The following is a 3893-nucleotide window of genomic DNA, read 5'->3' as shown; positions in this document are numbered from 1 at the left end:
TCACCGTCTGTTGACGGGTGCTACCATCCGGGTTGGTCACGGTAAACACCACCTCATAACCCGCAATCGGGTTGCCGTTGGCATCCTTGACCGGTAACTGCACAACGTTCACGTCGCTGCCGTTAGCCGGGGTGTCACCAGACCCTGCCGTCATGCCATTCTGATCGATGGTCGCGGTGCTGATGTCGGCCACAAATTTCAGCTCGGTGCTGCTGGTCACGCCGCCCACGTTGGCTTCCACTTTCACGTTACCGGCTTTATCACTGCTGACTGGCAGAGTGGCGATACCGTTGGCATCAGTGGTCACCGTCTGTTGACGCGTGCTGCCATCCGGGTTGGTCACGGTAAACACCACCTCATAACCCGCAATCGGGTTGCCGTTGGCATCCTTCACCGGTAACTGCACGGTGTTCACATCGGTGCCGTTAGCCTTGGTATCACCAGCGTTCGCGGTCAGGCCATTCTGATCGATGTTCGCAGTGCTGCTGTCGGCCACGAACGTCAGATCGGTACTGCTGGTGACACCGCCCACGTTGGCTTCCACTTTCACATTACCCGCTTTATCACTGCTGACAGGCAGAGTGGCGATACCGTTGGCATCGGTGATCACCGTCTGTTGACGGGTGCTACCGTCCGGGTTGGTCACGGTAAAGACCACCTCATAACCAGCGATCGGGTTGCCGTTGGCATCCTTGACCGGCAACTGCACAGTGTTCACGTCGGTGCCGTTAGCCAGGGTGTTGCCGGTGCCCGCAGTAAGGCCGTTCTGATCGATAGTTGCGGTGCTGATGTCAGCCACGAAGTGCAGCGTGCTCTTGGTGGTAACACCACCTACGCTGGCTTCCACTTTCACATCACCTGCTTGGGTGCTGCTGACAGGCAGAACAGCAATACCGTTAGCGTCGGTGGTCACCGTCTGCTGCCGGGTGGTGCCGTCTGGATTCGTGATGGTAAACACCACGTCAAAACCTGCCAGTGGGTTACCTTGCGCGTCTTTCACTGGCAACTGAACGGTGTTGACATCAGTGCCGTTGGCCAAGGCGTTGTCAGTCCCTGCCGTCATGCCATTCTGGTCAATTTTGGCCGAACTGGTGTCAGCCACAAACTTCAGCTCGGTGCTGCTGGTCACGCCACCCACGTTGGCTTCGACCTTCACATTGCCCGCTTTGTCACTGGTGACCGGCAAGGTGGCAATACCGTTCTCATCGGTGATCACCGTTTGCTGGCGGGTGGTGCCGTCCGGGTTGGTCACGGTAAAGACCACCTCGTAACCGGCGAGCGGGTTGCCGTTGGCATCTTTCACCGGTAACTGCACGGTGTTCACATCGGTGCCGTTAGCCAGAGTGCTGCCCATGTTACCCGACAGGCCATTCTTATCGATCGTGGCGCTCGCACTGTCCGCCAGAAGCGTCACGGTAGCCTGTTGTGCGGCAATAGCCGTGCCGGAAATTTTGGCCTCGATCTTCACAACGCCCGCGCTGCTGCCTGCGGTAAAGGTCGCCAGATAGGTGCCTGGGCGGTCGGTAGATTCAGTGATCTCACCGATCTGATGAGCGATGGGTTGTGCAACGGCGGCGGATGCCGGGCTGATTTTGTTGGCAGCGCCAGGGGCCTGGAACTCACTGCTGAGTGCTATCTGGCCAGCAATCCCGCTGATGGGGTGCCCACTACCGTCTTTCAGTGATAACTCAACCTGGGTGGTGGAACGACCGTCTGCGGGCAAACGGGCATTCTTAATCGCCAGCGCGGAGCTGGCCGCAACGCCGAACCCGGTCACCACCAGCTCTGCCTTCGCAGGCTCGGAACGGTTACCTGATTGATCCACGACGGTCACGCTGATCGGGTAGCTGTTATTGCCCAGCAAGCTATACGCTGGCAACACCGCCTGCCACCCACTGCCGTTAGGCACGATTTTCCCGCCTGCAGCGGTCAGCAGGTCAGACTGCCATTCGAACGAGGCAATGCCGTTTTTGCTATTGACCCTGACAGGCAGTGTAACGGTCTGGCCTGAATCACCCTGGATCAGCGCATCCATCGCCACACTGAGTAACTGCTGTTCACGGTATTGCAGAACAATTTGATTATTGCGGTCAACCAACTCGTAGCGGCTGCCCGCCAGCGTGCGCTTCGCGCCAACGTTGGCCGGATCGATCTGCTGTGACAGTGGCGTACCTAACGCATAGTTGAAGGAGAGATTGAAGCGGGTGTCTTCCATTCCGCTGGTTCCCTGCTTGTGGTCGACCCCTAAGCTCACCAGAGGAATGGGCGAATAGTTGACGCCGAAAGTAACCGCTGCAGGATCGGATTGCCGTTTATCTTTGCCGAATAAACCGACTTCCTCACCGAAATACTGTTCATAAACCAGTTTACCGCCCACTTGAGGCAGTGAAGGCAGATAGGCTTCGGTCCGGATATCAAAACCATTGGCGGCTTTTTCATCGTATCCGTCCAGATCGCGAGAGTTTTTCCAGCCGCTGATACCGAAATAGCCGTTGGCCGCAACGCGCAGGTAGTCGCGTGCGTATTCCCCCCCCAGACCCAGACGCGAGTGGTGACCCTGAAGATCTCTGTCGAGGAAGAAGTTATAGCCAAACATCTGCTGGTCGATAAAATGACGCTGCCCGACACCGGCATTGAGCGTGACGCGATCGTCAATGTAGCGCGTGCCCAGTTGGGTAAAGGTCATCAGACTTGGCGTATCTTCCAGCGGTAACAGAACATCCAGTTGACTCCCTTTCAGGTTAAGTTTGTCATCCAGATTAAGCTGTACTTTGGCCGAACCAAATTGTTGCAACCAGCCTTCTACGGCATCATTTGCGGTATGGGAAGCGACGCCACGGGCGATAGACTCAGCCTGCTTGGTGGGGGAACCGCTGGCTAACACACCGGCCAGACGGGTGGCGGCGTTAGCCACCGATTGTTCTTCCTCGGTATGGGATTTTTGAGCCGCCATGACCGCTGGGGTATAAGCCAGGCTAAGGGGGAATGCCACCTGCGTAACGATATTCGCCCAGGCTAACAGGATAGATATTCGAGATTTTTTGAGAGCCCCTGAGCTACGGCTAGGGGGCAATTTGTGCTTATTCAATTCGACTGCCTTATGGATAAATTGAAATGACATACATCCATGACCATTCAAGCAATAACAGCCCCGCAGGTACTAATTTGAGCCAGTGCCTGCAGTTGCGTTCTGTTGCCACCTGAATGAACTTGGATAGACCTGTAGATCAGACAAAGAGCGTTTGCCTGACCTATTTTAGGGTTTTACATAATCAGTAATTTCATAGAATAAAAGCTAACCATCAGGTTATAAGTCCAACCTGAAGTATTCAGGGTATATCCACGAAATAGATGTTGATAAGAATGAGTCAGCATTATATTAAGTCAGTGTTTTTAATTAGGTAAAATAACAAACCTTCACTCGATTAAAGCCTGATTTTAAATAAATCAGTGAACGACTATTTATTATCATCCTAAACTCTTTAATACACCTTTAATTTTTAAGACTATTCTTGGCTAACTCATACCTTTAGCCCTTTAAAACCGTCTGTTGTTTGTAGCCCACAGCGCTAGATTTTTACCGAGCTGTAACCTGAAATCATTTGGGTATAAATTAACGGAGGGAATATAAGGTATGGCGATAAATTGTAAATCCAACATTTTTTTATTGGACATGCAAAAAATTTATAGCACGATATATTTTGAGGTTTTTGTATACAACTGTAAATTCCAGCCGTCGCTGAATTCCTTACAGGAACACCCGCGTTGGTGTTCCCTTTCTCTGATGGCGAACTGAGCCTGCCCATACCAAAACACTCAACATCTCACAGCGTCACACTCAACAACCAGCCCGCGAAGCCACAACCCACGACCACTAGGGTGTGTCCCGTAAT

1 protein-coding gene is annotated in these 3893 nt (G+C 53.2%); it reads right to left on the bottom strand.

Features of this window, described 5'->3' with window-relative positions:
• Positions 1 to 2992, bottom strand: a 2992-nt coding sequence (locus tag IV04_RS21585; protein WP_161782110.1) for an inverse autotransporter beta domain-containing protein, incomplete at its 3' end; no start/stop codon positions are given.
• Positions 2993 to 3893: the final 901 nt, after the last annotated feature.

Source organism: Serratia sp. Ag1 (assembly GCF_000743355.1).
In the GTDB taxonomy this organism is placed as follows: domain Bacteria; phylum Pseudomonadota; class Gammaproteobacteria; order Enterobacterales; family Enterobacteriaceae; genus Chania.
The sequence above is the reverse complement of the archived record's forward strand: the minus strand, read 5'-3'. Positions and strand labels throughout refer to the sequence as shown.